We start from the raw sequence: 17,625 nt of genomic DNA on the forward strand, positions 1-17,625 counted from the left end.
GATAAGTCATTACATTAGATAACTTTGTAATGACTTATTTTTTTTAAACGTAATTAATCTTATGAAGTATTTAGTATTATTGTTTTTGTGTACCTCGAATTTTATCTTTGCTCAACAAGAAAAAACGCTTACCCATAAAGTAGCTAAAGGTGAAAATATTTTTCAAATTGCAAAAAGTTATAATATTACACCTTCAGATATTTATAAAATTAATCCTGGAACCGAAAATGGAATTCAGGAAAATCAGATTCTAGTTGTCCCTAATAATCAGTCTATTTCTTATAATTTAAAGAAATTGGATACTCCAATTATAACTTCTCAGAAAAAACATCAAGTATTGTCTAAAGAGACACTTTATAGTATTTCCAAACAATATAATGTAAGTGCCGAAAATTTAGAAAAAACAAACGAAGAAGTACTGAAATTAGGTTTGCAAGTAGGACAAACATTAATTATTCCTGAAACAACTCAAATTCCTGTTGTTATAGAAACTTCTAATAATAAAAATACTCATCAAGTACAACCCAAAGAAACATTATTTAGTATTGCTCGTTTATACAATGTCTCGGTTCAGGATTTAGATAATTCTAATACAGAAGCCTTAAAAGACGGATTGCAAATAGGAGAAAGTATTGCTATTCCTAACAAAAAGAAGACATTAAATGGTCAAGCAAGAATTATAAATGCGGAAACGGTTTTTCATGTTGTGGCGCCAAAAGAAACAAAATATTCTATTGCAAAAAAATATGGTATTTCTATAGAACAACTAGAAACTCAAAACCCAGAAATTATAAATGGATTAGTAGAAGGGAATAAATTGGCTATTAATGTAAAACAAATAAAACCCAACAACGATAACGAAGAATTGATGATTGCTTTGGCTGAAAAACAAGCTGCCATCGAAAAAAATAAAGCAAAAACTATCGAGATTGAAGATTTACAGGACAAACTAATTGTTCAGAAACAAATGAATCAGAAAGTTCTAAAAGTAAATTCATTAAAAGTAAATCTTAACGAAATAGATGAAACCAAAGGAGGTTCAGCAAAAAAACTGAGATTGGTACTTGAAGCCAATAAAAATATTCAAGAAATTTTAATTTCAAAACTAGATTCTCTTGTAGTAACAATGAGTGATGATCTTGAAGCTCTTAAAAATAAAGATATTGATGATTTACAAGAGTCGAAAAACTTAGAGAAATATTCTTATAAAAATATTGGAGAAACAAATAAAATGTTATTAGATTTGAAAAGAGATTTAGCCGATAACCGAAAAATATATACAGGTTTAATGACTAAAGTACAGCGAATTACCTTGGCAGAAAACCATGAATACAAAAAAAAGGTAAATGAAAATCAGAAAATAAAAAGCAATCCTTCAGAAGATACTGAATTACTTGAAGTGATTAAGAATATCCAAACCAAGCAAGAAGCAAACGAAAAACAAAACAAGCAATTATTTACAAAAATAGATTCGCTTGGTGTTGAAAAAAATGTGGAGTTAAAACGTAGAATATCTAAAGCCACTTTTTACAGTTCGGAAGCCAGAGATTATGACGACAAATTAGCACAAGCAAAACTAAAACGATATCAAAAGAAAGCTTTAGAAACCAATAAAGATTTGGCAGATAATTCTGAAAACAAACCAACAGCTGAACAAATTAAAAAAGCACTAAAAGATAAAGATTATAATGAAGGAAAAGCGGTAAAAATCGAAGTTTTAAGAAATCTGAAAGATATTGAAGATGGTTTTTATATCATTGTAAATACTTTTGCAGAAGCTGAGCCTAGAGATGCTTTTGCAAGACAAATCACAGATTCTGGCGAGATAAATACTGGTTTTTTCTATAATATAAATATTTTTACTTATTATGTTTTTACTAAAAAATTCAAAAATGTAAACGAAGCACTTTTTGAATATAATTTAAAAAAAGAAAATCAACTTTATAAGAACATGTTTATTGTACAAATCGAAAAAGAATAATAAAAACCCCAAATTTTAGTTATAATATCATAGAAACCTACATAATGAAAAACCTTATATATATCGCTTTTTTTTTGTTTTTTGGAGCTAATATCTCATTAGGGCAATCGACGAATTTAATAAAGCATAAAGTGCAAAAAGGAGAAACGATTATTCAAATATCAAAAAAATATAACGTTACGCCCTTAGATATCTACAAACTAAATCCTGACGCCCAAAAAGGAGTCGATGAAAATACTGTTTTATTAATTCCTAATAAAGCAAAAGTAAAAACTGAAATCCCTTCAAATTCTGTCGCAAAAAAACATACAGTTTTAGCCAAAGAAACTTTGTACAGCTTGTCTAAATTGTATGATGTTTCTATTGCTGATATCGAAAATGCCAATGTTGAATCATTGAAAGAAGGAATGAAAGTTGGAACTATTTTGGTTATTCCAGTAAAAGGAAAACCGATTCCTGTTGAAATTCCTAAACCAAATATTTCCAAAACTGCAATTTATCACGAAGTAAAAGCCAAAGAAACTAAGTATGCAATTACTAAGCAATATGGAATTACAATCGAACAACTGGAAAAGCTAAATCCTGAAATTGTAAATATCGAATTGCCAATAGGTTTTAAGTTACTAATAAGTGGTGAAAAAAGCATAGTTGCAACAAAACCAGAAATAGTTCAAGCATCAATACCAAAACCAACAGAGAGTTTATATGTTGTTAAAGCTAAAGAAACTTTATATAGTATTTCAAATCAATTTGAAGTAACTCAAGAAGAATTATTTGCATTGAATCCAGAATTAAAAGATGGAGTTATAGAAGGAATGTCTATTAAAGTTCCTATAAAATCGTCAGCTTTGGCAGTGAAAAAAGAATACAAAGATTTGACCAAAAGTATTCAAAAAGGAGCGAATAAAAAGTTAGCATTACTACTGCCTTTTAATTTGACTAAATTAGATCAAGATACTATCAATTCGACCAAAGCACGTCTAAAAAAAGATAAATTTCTTAATATGACTCTCGATTTTTATGCAGGTGCTCTAGTGGCGATTGATTCTGTTAAGAAAATGGGATTAAATATCGATGTGACTATTTTAGATTCTAACGAAACCAAATCTACCTCAAACGTGACGAGTTTGGTTCAAGTAAATAATCTAAAAACTTTCGATGCCATTATAGGCCCATTTTATCAAAATAATGTTGAAAAAATTGCAGGTTTATTAAGTGAGAGTAATGTTCCGGTTTTTTCGCCATTGTCTAAAGATTATGATAAAAAATTCTCGAATTTAGTCCAATCTACTCCATCTTCAGATGACATTAAAAATGCTATGTTCGATTTTATGAGAGCAAAAAACGGTAATATTATCGCTATTGTAGATCCTAAAAAAGCATCGGTAAAACAGTATATTTTAGATAATCAAAAAGATGTTGTTTTTGCTCAATTTAACGAAAAAGGAGGTTTAAATGTAGAAAATTTGAAATCAATTTTGGTTAAAGACAAAACTAATTTTGTCATTATGGAAACCGAAAAAACAAATCTTATTTTGAGTATTACCAATACTTTATCTAGTTTATTGCCTAATTATGATATCAAATTAGTAATTTTAGGAGAAAATGACGCTTTAGATTATGAAGAGATTTCGATGACTCGACTCACAAAATTAAAAATGCACTATCCATCGCTTACTCGTGTCAACGAATCGGACGAATCGACCATTTTTGAAAATAGTTTTAAAAGAAAAAATAAAATATTACCCAATCAGTTTGCTACACGTGGTTTCGATATTACTTTTGATGTTTTATTACGTTTAGCTCAAGAAAAAAATATTACCGAAACACTAAACGAAACAGCAACAGAACAAGTTGAAAATAGATTTTATTACAAACAAAATCTAGATGGAGGCTATACAAACAAAGGAGTTTATATCTTATTTTACGATACAGATTTAACCATAAAAGAAGCAAAATAATGACATCAAAAATAACATATTTAGGGGATTTAAGAACCTCTTCTATTCACTTACAATCAGGAACCGAAATTCTTTCGGACGCACCAATAGACAATAACGGAAAAGGAGAAGCATTCTCACCAACTGATTTAGTTGCAAATGCTACAGGAAGTTGCATGATGACCATAATGGCAATAAAAGCTAGAGATTTGAATGTCGATTTAATAGGAACTACTGTCGAAGTAACTAAAATTATGCAAGCCGAACCAAGAAAAATTTCAAGAATAGAAATTATTATGAATATGTCGATTGCTACTGACGAAAAAACAAAAACTATTCTTGAGAGAACAGCAATGAATTGCCCAGTTTTGTTAAGCTTAAATCCAGATATTGAAAAGGATATTACTATAAATTGGAAGTAAAAAATTAAACTTTGGATACAAACCAAAAACAACTCATCAAACTAGCTCATACAAAAATGCCTTTTGGTAAATACGAAGGCTATTTCCTTATAGATATTCCAGAATATTACATCGTTTGGTATAGTAACAAAGGTTTCCCTAAAGGAGAATTAGGAGATCAACTTAAGCTTATATATGAACTAAAACTAAATGGACTCGAAGAATTAATTAGGAATATAAAAAAGAAATACCCAAAACCATAAAAAAATCCTGTCTTATTTTTGACAGGATTTTGTGTTTATAAGTCAGCACAGCTTAAATGACCTTATATATTATAGGGTTAAAAAAAATGACTAATTAGTAAATTAATATCAAAAAAATATTAACGATTAATTGTCAATTAACCATTGCTAATTATCAATTTATAATTGTACTTTTGCCACGTTTTTTACACAACTACAACAACACAACACAATGAATCAAACTAAATATATTTTTGTTACTGGTGGCGTTACTTCTTCTTTAGGAAAAGGTATCATTGCCGCTTCTTTAGCGAAATTATTACAAGCAAGAGGTTATAGAACGACAATCCAGAAATTTGATCCTTACATTAATGTAGATCCAGGTACACTAAATCCTTATGAGCATGGAGAATGTTATGTTACAGATGATGGAGCAGAAACTGATTTAGATTTAGGTCACTACGAACGATTTTTGAATGTACCAACATCTCAAGCAAATAATGTAACAACAGGAAGAGTTTATCTTTCGGTGATTGAAAAAGAGCGGCGTGGTGAATTTTTAGGAAAAACAGTTCAAGTTGTGCCTCATATTACAAATGAGATTAAGGAGCGTATGCAGTTGCTTGGTAAATCAGGCGATTATGATATTGTAATTACAGAAATAGGAGGAACGGTAGGTGATATTGAATCATTACCATATATCGAATCTGTGCGTCAATTAGTTTGGGAATTAGGAGAAAATAACGGAATTGTAATTCACTTAACGCTAGTGCCTTATTTAGCAGCAGCTGGAGAGTTAAAAACAAAACCAACGCAACATTCTGTAAAAACATTGATGGAAAGCGGTATAAAAGCTGATATTTTAGTTTGCAGAACAGAATATGAATTATCTGAAGACTTGCGTCACAAATTAGCTTTGTTTTGTAATGTAAAAAGAGAAGCAGTAATTCAATCTATAGATGCTTCAACAATATATGATGTTCCTAATTTGATGCTTGAAGAAGGATTAGATAAAGTAGCATTAAAAAAATTAGGCTTGCCAGAAAAATCGACTCCAGATTTAAAACAATGGAATGAGTTTTTGCATAAACACAAAAATCCAAAACATGAAGTAAATATTGGTTTGGTAGGTAAATATGTTGAGTTGCAGGATTCATACAAGTCAATTCTTGAAGCATTTATTCATGCAGGAGCAACAAATGAAACTAAAGTAAATGTAATTTCTATTCACTCTGAGTATTTAGATGCCAAAACGGCAGAAAATCAATTAAAAGGATTAGATGGTATATTAGTTGCACCAGGATTTGGAGGTCGCGGAATAGAAGGAAAAATAGAAACTGTTCGTTATGCTAGAGAAAATAATATTCCGTTTCTAGGAATTTGTCTTGGAATGCAAATGGCAGTGATAGAATATTCTCGAAACGTTTTGGGATATACCGATGCTAATTCGACCGAAATGAATGAAAACACTTCACATCCAGTTATAAACTTGATGGAAGAGCAAAAAACAATTACTGATAAAGGCGGAACCATGCGTTTAGGTGCTTGGAAATGTCATTTATCAGAAAATACTTTGGCACATAAAATATATGGGAAATCAGATATTTTAGAGCGTCATCGTCACCGTTATGAGTTTAATAGTGATTATTTAGAAGTATTGCAAAAAGCAGGATTAATCACTTCTGGAGTAAACCCAGAAACAGGTTTGGTTGAAGTTATAGAATTGGAAAATCATCCGTTTTTTATAGGCGTTCAGTACCATCCAGAATACAAAAGTACGGTGTTAGCTCCGCATCCGTTATTTGTTAGTTTTGTGGCAGCGGCAGTAAAAAATAAAAATAATTAAGAGCATACAATTTATTTTGGTAACAAAATAAAAATATATAGACTAACATAAGTTTACCGCTTGAAGCCTAATGCTTAGAGCAAAATTTAAAAGATGGAAAAGAAGAAATTAGACCTTAATTCGATTATTGGATTTGTATTAATTTTTGGTATTATGATTTGGATCATGTATCAAAATAAACCTACACAAGCAGAAATTGATAAAAAAGCAAAGCAAGAGCAAGTAGAAAAAGCAAAAACCAGCAATAAAGAAACAGCTAAAATTGCAGAAGTTACTGTGAATCCTACAGATTCGGTTCAAGTAGCAAAAATGAAAGCCACTTTAGGTAGTTTCGCATATTCAGCAACATTACCATCTGCAAAATCTGAATTTACTACGATAGAAAATGAATTATTAGTTTTGAAAATTGCTAATAAAGGTGGTTATATTGCCGAAGCGACTTTAAAAAACTTTAAACAAATTTCTAAAGATTCTGGAAAATTAGTGCAACTTATTAAAGATAACAATGCAGGTTTAAATATTACACTTCAAACCCAAGATAATAGAACATTGAATACTAAAGATTTGTTTTTTGAACCAACACTATCAAAAGTAGGTGCAGATCAAATCCTTTCAATGAAATTGAAAGCTGGTGCAAATCAGTATTTAGAATACAAATATGTTTTAAAAGCTAATGATTATATGTTAGATTTTGATGTTCGTTCGCAAGGATTAGCATCGGTTTTAAACACAACAAAACCTGCCGATTTAGAATGGAACTTGAAATCATATCGTAGTGAAAGAAGTATCTCGAACGAAAATCGTTTTACCGATATTAGATACGAATATGAAGATGGAAAACATAATAATGTAGGACAAGGAAAGACAAAGAAGAAACTTTAGACAAAGTAACTTATGTAGCATATAAACAACATTTTTTCTCATCAATATTATTAACAAGTACTCCGTTTGAAAAAGCAAAATTATATTCTTCAAACATAGTCGACGAAGAAAAAGGAGATACCATTTATACTAAACAATTTAAAGCAAATATTCCTTTAGCATTTAATAATGGTGAGGTAGATTATAAGATGAATTGGTATTATGGCCCATCAGATTATAAACTCTTAAAAAAGTATAATAAAAACCTAGAAAAAATAATTCCTTTAGGTTGGGGAATTTTCGGATGGATTAATATGTTTATTTTTATTCCATTGTTTGGATTCTTAAGTTCTTATATTTCTTTAGGAATTGCTATTATTATTTTTACAGTAATTATTAAAATTGCGATGTCTCCTATAACTTATAAGTCTTTCTTATCTCAGGCAAAAATGAAAGTTTTGCGCCCTGAAATAAATGAACTAAACGAAAAGTTCTCGAAAGATCCAATGAAAAAACAGCAGGAAACAATGAAGTTGTACAATAAAGCAGGTGTAAACCCAATGGCTGGTTGTATTCCAGCTCTGATACAAATCCCGTTTATGTATGCTTCCTTTCAGTTTTTCCCTTCTGCAATAGAGTTAAGACAAAAAGGATTCTTATGGTCACAGGATTTGTCTTCTTTTGATACTGTTTTATCTTGGAAACAACATATTCCAGTTATTTCATCAGTTTACGGAAACCACGTGAGTTTGTTTGCATTATTGGCAGCTATTGCAATTTTCTTTTATACAAAAATGACCGCTGGAGACCAACAAATGCAAGCACCACAACAAGAAGGTATGCCAGATATGGCAAAAATCATGAAAATGATGTTGTATATATCACCAGTAATGATGCTTATTTTCTTTAATAATTATGGTTCAGGATTAAGTTTATATACTCTAGTTTCGAATGTGATTACTATAGGAATTATGTTTGTCATTAAAAGATATATTGTAGATAACGATAAAATTCATGCTCAAATACAAGAAAACAAGTTAAAAGAGCCTAAAAAGAAAGGTAAATTCCAACAAAAATTACAAGAAGTAATGGAACAAGCTGAAGCTCAAAAAGCAAAAGACAAAAACAAATAAAAAATTAAAATCATTCGTTACGGCGAATGATTTTTTTTATAAATTAGAATCGGTATTATTTTTGATGTCATGTTTATGAAATAAATTGTTATTTCAATAATAAAAAACAACATTTAGAGTTAATACAAAACAGTCAATTTTTAAAATTATGATGCCTCAAACAATCAAAAAATATTTAGTTTTTATAATATTAGTAAACTTCTCATTTGGTTATGCTCAAATTGCAAAATTAGAAACGCCAAAGCCAGAAGCTATAAAGCCTCAAATTTCACCAAATAGTTTCGACGAGAATGGTTTACGTCAAGGATTATGGAATGGTTTTTATGATGATTCAAAAATACTACGATACGAAGGTAATTTTAGCCACGGAAATGAAATTGGATTGTTTACTTATTATGCCAATAGCGACAAAAAACTAGTTCTAGCAACACGTAATTTTGACAATAAAAATAATGCTTATACTGTTTTTTTTGATGAAAATAAAAATAAAGTAAGTGAAGGAAACACCAATAATAAACTTCGTACAGGTGTTTGGAAATATTACCATAAAGGTTTAAAAACAATCATGACAACTGAGAATTATATAAATGATAAATTAGAAGGGTCTAGAAAAGTTTTTTATACAAATGGAAAACTAGCAGAAGAGATTTTATATAAAAATAATCTTAAAGAAGGAATAGCTAAAAAATATTCTAAAGAAGGAAAATTAGTTGAAGAATCGACTTTTGTAAATGATGTTTTGCAAGGACCTTATAAAGTTTATGACGGATCAGGTAAAGTAGTAATTTCAGGTCAGTTTAAAGAAGATAAAAAGAAAGGGATTTGGAAATATTTTGAAAAAGGAAAATTAGTTCGACAGATGAATGCAGATACTATAAACGGTTACAAAAAACCTAGTTTGAAACAAAAAAATAGTATTTTTATAAAGTAAATTTATAAGCAGGCAAATGATGAACTTATATGAGCTAATAGGTAGGTTTTTATTTCTTTCAATTTCAATTTCAATTTTATATTTTTTTTCTAATAGGAAAGATAATAAAACTATAAATCCTCTAATAGTTATCGTAGGTTTATGCACTTTTTCACTATGTTACTTGTTTACTAAAACAGAGATAAGTGTTGGAATTGGATTTGGGTTATTTGCTATATTTTCTATATTAAGATTTCGAGCACAAATATTTACTATAAACGCTATAATTTTTCTTTTTGCAACCATTACACTTTCTATATTAGATATATTGCATCCACTAGAAAATTGTGGTGTACTATTATTTTTTCAATCTATTATAATATTTTCTTACATAATAGCATCACATATAGTGAATACTAAAACAACTAAATATTATAATAATGTAGAGATAAAAGTTGCTTATGATGACGTTATTAAATTGGATGATCTTACGGTTAGAGAATTAATAGCAACAAAAATTGACATGGAAAAATTTGAATACAAAATAGAAGATATTAACACAATTACTAAAGAAGTTAAGGTTAAAATATTTTATTAATCATTAAAAACTCTGACTTGTTTTATATATAAGTCTCTTTGTTCTCCTACAATTTTAAATTCTAAATCTACTGGTTTAAAAATAAATTTGTCCCAATATTTATTCATTCGACTTTCTATGTTTTTGCTAACTTTATATAAGTTATTTATCTCAGCTGAAGATAGTAAAGGTTTGTTTTTATTTAAATTGGAATGGGAAACATAATCAACATCAAAATTAGGATTTGCAGATTCAAATAAATTTAAATCATAAATAGAGAATTGCTCGCAAATTTCATCTTTATTGGGTTTTACTACCGAATTTTCATCTTTTTGAATGTTTACAGTAATACCACTAAAGTTATCTCGAAATAAATTTTTTGTAATAACAACACCATTAGCCAATTCGTCAGGAAAAGCTCTATGTACTAAAACACCCATGGCAATATTTCTTTGATCGATACCAAAAAGTTCTCTTTCCCAATAAGAACTTTCATTCCAAACACTAGACCAAACTTGTTTTATTGCTTTTTCGAAAGATTTTATCGAATCTCCATAAATACCTGTTTTAGACTCATATAAACCAGCACCATTAAAATCCTCAATGTCTTCAGCATTAGTAGATGATCTAAACCGGAAGCTTTTGTATATATTTTGGTTTCCTAATTCTTCATTCAATTTGTTTATTAAGAGTTTGTCTATAGGCTCCTTTTTAATAGCTTTTCTAATTTTCTGTAATTGATTATTAACCCATTTTGTAGAATCTTTGTATTTGCTATTTAGAAGTTCATCTATTAATATTGAAATTGGTTTTTTCTGAGTGTGTTTTATATAAAAATAAAATGGAATAGCATGAGCACATTCGGGAACTTTAAATGAATTATTTTTTGATATAGCAATTAAATAAGATAAATTTTGTGCTTTTGCACCCATAAAATCAATGCCTTTTTTTGAAATTTTAGACAAATCAACAATGTCTTTTACGTTCGTGTTTAGAGTAAGTTTTTTTGTTTTTTTAAAATTCTTCTTTCCAATTATTTTTTTATTGGTTTCTTTTACGAAAAAAGTATCGGATTCAATTTTAAGTTCGACTTTTTTATTTAATAATTTTGTAATATTAAAATCATTCAAAACATTTTTATAAGCCATAATTGGAATTTTTCTATTCTTACCCAAGATAACAAGATGGCTCAATGGAGTTTGAAGCTCATTTACAATTATCCCTTTTACATTTGGCAAAGTTTCAGGTGTGCCGTCTAAAATAATAATTTCATTAAATTTTGGGATTATCGAATCTAAATCTCTAATTTTATATTGCTTTAAAATTCCAACATTAATACCTGTGACAACTTCTTGATATTTTAATTCATTAAATATATAATCAGATTTTACACAAGGAATTTTAAATTTGTTTTTATTATATAAATCTAAAGCATTTTGATTGTTTAAGTAAAAGCTTAATTTTTTTCCAATAAAAGTATTTTCTTCTATTAGTTTATAAAATTGCTCAATCAAAATAACTGACATATGATCTGAAGCTGCAAGTTCAAGAATCCATTTGTCAGTACCTTTTATGTGATTTAGATTTCCAAGTAGAAACTCTCTGTTTTTATCAATATCATTATAATTATCAGAATTAAATTTTTCTAAACCTTTGTCATAACCCAAATTGTTTGTTACAAAATCGTAGTGAAGTCTTATAAGGGAACTATTAAAATAATAGCTTTTCTTGTTTTGTAAACTATATATTATTTTTACAGATTCAATATTCGAAAATTTATTGGACAATGGTTTGCCTCTTAAAGATTTATAAATTTCATAATTAGGAATAGTCGAAACATAGTTTTGTGCTTCTATCGAGCCCATGCCAAAAAGAAAAATTATTAAGATATATAATCTACGCATCTAATTTAATTAAAAACTAAAAGTAATTAATATTTTAATCATTTTTTCTAATAATAGCATTTTATTAAGTGATTAAAATATTTATAAATGCGTTATAAATCTGCTACCTTTGCATAATAATTTTATAATCAAGAAATGAAACGTGTTGTTATAGGTCTTTCTGGAGGTGTCGATTCGAGTGTTGCTGCTTATTTATTGCAAGAACAAGGCTATGAAGTAATAGGTCTGTTTATGAAAAACTGGCATGATGATTCTGTTACTATTTCTAATGAATGTCCTTGGTTAGAAGATAGTAATGATGCATTATTAGTTGCAGAGAAGCTAGGAATACCTTTTCAAACTGTCGATTTAAGCAAACAATACCAAGAGAAAATTGTCGATTATATGTTTAGTGAATACAAAAAAGGACGCACCCCAAATCCTGATGTACTTTGCAATCGAGAAATTAAGTTCGATGTTTTTATGAAAATAGCACTTTCACTTGGCGCCGATTATGTTGCCACAGGTCATTATTGCCGAAAAGGAGAAATTGAAGTCGATGGCAACCCAATTTATCAATTATTAGCAGGTGTCGATGATAATAAAGATCAATCTTATTTTTTATGCCAATTGTCGCAAGAACAATTAGCTAAATCTTTATTTCCTATTGGAGAACTCACAAAGCCACAGGTACGTGAAATTGCTGCTAAAATGGAATTAGTTACTGCCGAAAAGAAAGACTCTCAAGGTTTATGTTTTATAGGAAAAGTACGTTTGCCAGAATTCTTGCAACAACAACTAAAACCCAAAGATGGTTTGATTTTTGAAGTTGACGCAACCAATGAAATTTATAATCAAAAAGAAATTAATTTCGATTCAATCGAAGAAAAATTAGCTTTTGAAGCCAAAAATATCCAATATACCCCAGAATTAGCTAAAGTTGTTGGCAAACATCAAGGGGCTCATTATTTTACTATCGGTCAGCGTAAAGGATTGAATGTAGGCGGAACAAAAGAAGCTTTATTTATCATTTCGACCAATGTAGAAACTAATACTATTTATACAGGGCAAGGACACAATCATCCCGGATTATTCAAAAAAGCACTATTTGTTGCAAAAGATGAAATACATTGGATTCGTCCAGATTTGGCTTTAGCCGAAGGACAAACTATGCAAGTTATGGCTCGTATTCGTTACCGTCAAGAATTGCAGAAAGCGACCTTACATAAGTTTAAAGAAGGTTTGTATGTAGAGTTTGAGCAACCACAATCGGCCATTACACAAGGACAATTCGTTTCTTGGCATATTAATAACGAATTAATAGGTTCAGGCGTTATTTCATAATGTTTTAAAATTATAATTTCTTTGTGTATATTTGAATTTCCAAAGATGCACAACTATGAAAAAACTACTACTTTTTTTAATTTGTACAATATCAATAAATGTTTTTTCGCAAGAAGATGCTTGGGTTTACTTTAATGCAAAACCTAATGCATCAGTTTTTTACAGTAATCCTTTATCTGAGCTAACACAGCGTTCTCTTGACAGAAGAATCACACAAGGAATTGCATTAGATATTAAAGATGCACCATTGCATCAACCTTATGTCGATCAAATTACAGCTGCAACTGGAATTACTGTTTTAGCCAAATCTAAATGGTTAAATATGGTTCATGTTCGAGGATTGCAAACAGATATTGTGGCATTGTTAGGTTTATCTTTCGTAGATCATATCCAATATGCTAATCATTCTTTGAATCCAGGAGGGAAAATAGCTCAACCTTTAAATAAACAGGCTTATGTTGATAAATGGTTAGATACAAACAATACACAAATAAATTACGCTTACGGAAATTCAGCTACTCAAATTCAAATGATGAATGCTCATATTTTGCATCAAAATAATTATACAGGAACTGGTAAAATAGTGGCTATTTTAGATGCTGGTTTTCCAAGTGTAAATACAGCAGCTCCTTTTGCAAGTTTGCGTAATAGAGGACTAATATTAGGAGGATATGATTTTGTAAATAATTCTACTAGTTTTTATACAGGAAATTCTCACGGAACAAATGTACTATCAACAATGGGGGCTAATGCTACTAATTTAGTAGGTACAGCGCCTGATGCAAGCTATTATCTATTTATAACAGAAGATGTAGCTACAGAAACACCATTAGAATTAACCAATTGGGTTGAAGCTGCAGAAGAAGCTGATCGATTAGGGGTTGATGTAATAAGTTCTTCATTAGGCTATTTTGGGTTTGATAATCCAGCTTATAGCTATACATATACTAGAATGAATGGACAAATATCAGTAGCCTCTAGAGCAACTGATATTGCTTTTGCTAAAGGAATGATTTGTGTTATCTCTGCAGGGAATGAAGGATCAAATACAGAACCGCATGTAGGTACTCCTGCTGATGCAGTTAACGCAATTACTGTTGGAGCTGTAACTTCTACAAGAACACGTTCAAACTTTAGTTCAATTGGGCCAACTGGAGTTGGGCCAACAGGGATTAGTATACAAAGAATGAAACCTGATTTAATGGCAATGGGAACTGCTTCGGTAATTTCAAATACAACAGGTACAATAACTACCGCGAATGGTACTTCTTTTTCGTGTCCTATTCTTGCAGGCGCAATAACTTCTTTTTGGTCGGCATTTCCAAATAAAACTAATGCTCAAATTGTGCAATTAGTAAAAGCTTCCGCAGATAGATATGCTACGTCTATTATAACACCAGATAATAATTATGGTTATGGTATTCCTGATTTTCAAACTGCATTAACGACAGCGCTTTCTACACCAGAATTTTCGACGAATGCTTTTAGTTTGTATCCAAATCCCGCAACTAATGAAATTGAAGTTACAAGTCCAGATAATATTATAGGAGCAGCTATCAAATTTTATAATAATTTGGGACAATTAGTTTTAGAAAAAAATATTGATAATCAGTCTCAAAAAATTTCTTTACAATCGTTAAGCAATGGTGTTTATTATTACAATATCTCTTCCGCTGAAAAAGCTATGTTTGGAAAATTAATTAAAAACTAAATTCCAATTAAATAATTTAAATGAATAAAATAACAACACTTTTCAATATAAAATATCCAATTATTCAAGGAGGAATGATTTGGAATTCTGGTTATAAACTAGCAAGTGCAGTAAGTAATGCAGGTGGTTTAGGACTAATAGGTGCAGGATCTATGTATCCAGAAGTTTTACGTGAGCATATCCAGAAATGCAAAAAAGCTACTAATAAACCGTTTGGAGTTAATGTTCCCATGTTATATCCTAATGTTGAAGAAATTATAAATATTATTATTGAGGAAGGTGTAAAAATTGTATTTACATCGGCTGGAAATCCTAAAACTTGGACTAGTTTTCTAAAAGAAAAAGGGATTACCGTAGTTCATGTTGTTAGCAGCTCAAAATTTGCATTAAAAGCACAAGAAGCTGGTGTCGATGCTATTGTTGCAGAAGGTTTTGAAGCTGGTGGACATAACGGAAGAGAAGAAACCACAACATTAACCTTGATCCCTATGGTTAAAGAACAAATTTCAATTCCGTTAATTGCTGCTGGAGGAATTGCAACTGGTCGAGGAATGCTTGCTGTTATGATTCTTGGTGCGGATGGTGTACAAGTAGGTTCGCGTTTTGCAGCTTCTACCGAAAGTTCTTCCCATGATAATTTCAAAAAAACAATTATTGAAGTTGAAGAAGGTGGAACACAAGTTACGTTGAAAGAATTAGCTCCCGTAAGATTAATAAAAAATAAATTTTATAATGATATTCAGGATTTATACACTAAATGTCCAACACCAGAAGATTTAAAAATACTTTTAGGTCGTGCTCGTGCCAAACGAGGGATGTTTGAAGGTGATTTAGTAGAAGGAGAACTCGAAATAGGACAAATTGCAGGTCTCATTCACGATATAAAGCCAGTCGCAAATATCATTAAAGATATGATTACTGAATTTGAAATAGCAAAAAAAGAAGCAGTTACCTTATAACTTTTTTGACATATCCTTTAAATTAAGATCCTACAGTATAGTTGAACTAAATAATCACAGTGTTTTCAAATTTTTTCTTAACCAATTTTTAATAAGAATATAAAATCTAAACTGTATTTTTGCACTAACAAATTAAAGTATATGAAAAAGGTACTATTGCTTTTTGTAATTATTACATCATCAATAACTCAAGCACAACAAAAAACACAATCACAGCAACAAAGACCAAAATTAGTTGTTGGTATTGTAGTAGATCAGATGAAAATGGAATATTTATATCGCTTTTCTGATGATTTTTCCCCAAACGGTTTTAAGAGATTAATTGCTAATGGTTATTCTTTTCAGAATATGCATTATAATTATATGCCTACATATACTGGGCCAGGACACGCTTCAATTTATACAGGTACTACACCAGCAACTCACGGAATTGTGGGTAATGAATGGTTTAGCAGATCTTTAGGAAAAGACATGTATTGTACAGATGATGCATCGGTGAAAATAGTTGGAGATGGTAAGGAAGATGAAGGGAAAATGTCTCCGAAAAACCTACTAAGTACAACAATTACAGATGAATTGCGATTGGCAACAAATTTCAAAGGAAAAGTGATAGGTATGAGTTTAAAAGATCGTGGTGCGATTTTACCAGCAGGTCATTTTGCAAATTGGGCTTTTTGGTATAGCAAAACAGGGTCTTTTATTTCAAGTAGTTTTTATGGAGTAAAGCTTCCAGATTGGGTGATAAAATTTAATAATGAAAAACATTATTTATCATACATAGATAAAGGTTGGAATTTGTTTAAACCATTAGAAACTTATAACGAAAGCCTTGCAGATGATAATCCTTATGAAGGAAAATTATACAAAAGTGAAAAACCTGTTTTTCCGTACAATCTAAAATCAATGTATGAAAAAAATGATGCAGGAATAATTCGTTCTACACCATTCGGGAATGATTTATTGGCCGAATTTGCTATGAAAGCAATAGAAAAAGAAGATTTGGGTAAAGATGACATAACCGATTTTCTAACAGTTAGTTTTTCATCAACAGATTATGTTGGTCATCTTTTAGGACCACGATCTATAGAATTACAAGATACTTATTTACGTTTGGACCAGACAATTGCCGATTTTTTAGTGTATTTAGATACAAATGTTGGTAAAGGCAATTATTTACTTTTCTTAACTGCAGATCATGCTGGTGCCGAAAACGTAAATTATCTTAAGGATAATAAATACAATGTAAAAAGTGTAGATCCTACAGATATTAAAAATGCATTAAAAAAATATTCTACGGAAACCTTTGGTGAAGATTTAGTATTGAATTATTCAAATTTCAATCTGTTTTTTAACAAGGAAGTTGTAAAATCTAAAGGATTAGAATTGCAAAAAGTAAAGCAAAGTTTCAAAGATTTTCTGATGACTCAAGAGCAAGTAAAAAGAGTATATACTGAAGAAGAAATACTAGCTTCAACAGGAAATGATTATTATCTTAATTTTATTGCAAAAGGTTATGACGTAACACAAGATGGAGATATGATTATTATAGACAAGCCTGGATATATAGAATATCAAGGTACAGGAACATCTCACGGAACACCATACACTTATGATACTCATGTGCCTTGTATCTTTTATGGGTGGAATATAAAAAAGGGAGAAACACACGACAAAAAAGAAATTACCCAAATTGCACCTACAATTGCTCAAAAGATAAAAATTCAATTTCCTAACGGTACTGAAAGTAAAGTTTTATTAGAAGTTTTAGATGAAAAGTAAACTTTTCAGTTATAAAAAAGTCCGGAAATATTTTAAATATTTCCGGACTTTTTCTTAT

General features: G+C 29.9%; 12 protein-coding genes and 1 pseudogene. 12 read left to right on the forward strand and 1 reads right to left on the reverse strand.

Annotation, left to right across the window (positions count from 1 at the left end; genetic code table 11):
* Positions 1 to 61: 61 nt before the first annotated feature.
* From ACKVOV_RS02025 to ACKVOV_RS02060, 8 genes and pseudogenes are all read left to right on the forward strand, one after another.
* Complete coding sequence (locus ACKVOV_RS02025) at positions 62 to 1,981, forward strand: LysM peptidoglycan-binding domain-containing protein (protein WP_409205112.1); 1,920 nt, start codon at positions 62 to 64, stop codon at positions 1,979 to 1,981.
* Between the two features lie 44 nt (positions 1,982 to 2,025).
* Complete coding sequence (locus ACKVOV_RS02030; protein WP_409205113.1) at positions 2,026 to 3,942, forward strand: LysM peptidoglycan-binding domain-containing protein; 1,917 nt, start codon at positions 2,026 to 2,028, stop codon at positions 3,940 to 3,942.
* Positions 3,942 to 4,343, forward strand: coding sequence for an OsmC family protein (locus ACKVOV_RS02035; RefSeq protein ID WP_409205114.1), 402 nt, complete (start codon positions 3,942 to 3,944; stop codon positions 4,341 to 4,343). Before ACKVOV_RS02030 ends, ACKVOV_RS02035 begins: the two co-directional genes overlap by 1 nt.
* A gap of 11 nt (positions 4,344 to 4,354) precedes the next feature.
* On the forward strand, positions 4,355 to 4,585 hold the full coding sequence (locus ACKVOV_RS02040; RefSeq protein ID WP_409205115.1) for a DUF3820 family protein: 231 nt from the start codon (positions 4,355 to 4,357) through the stop codon (positions 4,583 to 4,585).
* A gap of 211 nt (positions 4,586 to 4,796) precedes the next feature.
* On the forward strand, positions 4,797 to 6,410 hold the full coding sequence (locus ACKVOV_RS02045) for a CTP synthase (protein WP_409205116.1): 1,614 nt from the start codon (positions 4,797 to 4,799) through the stop codon (positions 6,408 to 6,410).
* A 93-nt stretch (positions 6,411 to 6,503) separates the two neighbouring features.
* Positions 6,504 to 8,404 (forward strand): annotated as a pseudogene (yidC, locus tag ACKVOV_RS02050) (membrane protein insertase YidC).
* 148 nt (positions 8,405 to 8,552) lie between these two features.
* A complete protein-coding gene (locus tag ACKVOV_RS02055; RefSeq protein ID WP_409205117.1) occupies positions 8,553 to 9,335 on the forward strand; it encodes a toxin-antitoxin system YwqK family antitoxin in 783 nt (260 codons plus the stop codon).
* Positions 9,336 to 9,351: 16 nt separating this feature from the next.
* Positions 9,352 to 9,912 carry a DUF4956 domain-containing protein gene (locus ACKVOV_RS02060; protein WP_409205118.1) on the forward strand — a complete coding sequence of 187 codons (561 nt, stop codon included), beginning with the start codon at positions 9,352 to 9,354 and terminating at the stop codon, positions 9,910 to 9,912.
* Here the strand turns inward: ACKVOV_RS02060 and ACKVOV_RS02065 are convergent.
* Entirely contained in the window at positions 9,909 to 11,795 is a 1,887-nt protein-coding gene (locus tag ACKVOV_RS02065; RefSeq protein ID WP_409205119.1) for a PEP/pyruvate-binding domain-containing protein, read from the reverse strand. The two genes, ACKVOV_RS02060 and ACKVOV_RS02065, sit on opposite strands and share 4 nt — an antisense overlap.
* A gap of 135 nt (positions 11,796 to 11,930) precedes the next feature.
* On the opposite strand from ACKVOV_RS02065, the gene mnmA reads away from it, so the two are divergent.
* The 4 genes from mnmA to pafA all read left to right on the forward strand — a co-directional run bounded on the left by mnmA (position 11,931) and on the right by pafA (position 17,567).
* On the forward strand, positions 11,931 to 13,118 hold the full coding sequence (gene mnmA, locus ACKVOV_RS02070) for a tRNA 2-thiouridine(34) synthase MnmA (protein WP_409205120.1): 1,188 nt from the start codon (positions 11,931 to 11,933) through the stop codon (positions 13,116 to 13,118).
* Positions 13,119 to 13,173: 55 nt separating this feature from the next.
* Complete coding sequence (locus ACKVOV_RS02075) at positions 13,174 to 14,829, forward strand: S8 family serine peptidase (protein WP_409205121.1); 1,656 nt, start codon at positions 13,174 to 13,176, stop codon at positions 14,827 to 14,829.
* Positions 14,830 to 14,849: 20 nt separating this feature from the next.
* A complete protein-coding gene (locus ACKVOV_RS02080) occupies positions 14,850 to 15,788 on the forward strand; it encodes an NAD(P)H-dependent flavin oxidoreductase (protein ID WP_409205122.1) in 939 nt (312 codons plus the stop codon).
* 141 nt (positions 15,789 to 15,929) lie between these two features.
* A complete protein-coding gene (gene pafA, locus ACKVOV_RS02085; RefSeq protein WP_409205123.1) occupies positions 15,930 to 17,567 on the forward strand; it encodes an alkaline phosphatase PafA in 1,638 nt (545 codons plus the stop codon).
* Positions 17,568 to 17,625 lie beyond the last annotated feature (58 nt).

This window comes from Flavobacterium sp., from assembly GCF_046153165.1.
Taxonomy (GTDB): domain Bacteria; phylum Bacteroidota; class Bacteroidia; order Flavobacteriales; family Flavobacteriaceae; genus Flavobacterium.